Origin of the sequence: Faecalibacterium sp. An77, assembly GCF_002161315.1 — a bacterium.
Classification (GTDB): Bacteria; Bacillota; Clostridia; order Oscillospirales; family Ruminococcaceae; genus Faecalibacterium.
The window spans coordinates 1-664 of sequence record NZ_NFHK01000109.1 but is presented as its reverse complement, the minus strand read 5'-3'; the positions used below and the strand labels follow the sequence as shown (position 1 = coordinate 664).

1 pseudogene is annotated in these 664 nt (G+C 47.4%); it reads left to right on the top strand.

Features of this window, described 5'->3' with window-relative positions:
- A pseudogene (locus tag B5G28_RS14255) lies at positions 1-404 on the top strand (group II intron reverse transcriptase/maturase); the annotation flags it as partial.
- Positions 405-664: the final 260 nt, after the last annotated feature.

Here is a 664-nt window from a genome sequence, read left to right as displayed (position 1 = left end):
CACTGGCAGGAAAACACAGGACAAACGTCAGTGTTGTGAAAAAGCGCTGCATGGCAGATGGTGTGTTGAGAGTTCCCTATGAAACAACCAAGGGGCTGAAATACTGTGAATTCTACCATAGAGGATTTGAAAAGCACAGCGACGGCTATGACAATGTAGCTGATGTGATGCCAACCTACAGAAAGTATGATGGTCGGCACACGATTGTAAACAGGATTAAAGCCGGAGTATGTGAACTCTGCGGGGAAAATGCAGAATATCTCTGGATGCACCACGTCAGAACGCTGAAAACACTGAAAGGCAGAGATGTTTTTGAAAAGAAAATGCTGGCAATGCGAAGAAAATCGCTTGCTCTTTGCCCGGTTTGCTTCGAACGCTTACACGAAACCGAATCATTGAGGTGATTCATGGAAAGCCGGATACGCCGAGAGGTGTACGTCCGGTTTGGGAGGCGGCTCCCTGAAACCTACCGGTGAAAGCCGGCAAGGCGCAGGGTGCCTACCTCATACTTACTCTAGATGCATTCCTCTTATGTTCTCACCGACCCGAAGGGCTATACTTGGGTGGGATAGAGAAAAGGAACGTCACACAGCAAAAAATGCATTATGAAAGGAGGTGAAAACCCTGGCCAGAAGCGAAGATATCAAGATTACTGCTCTATATG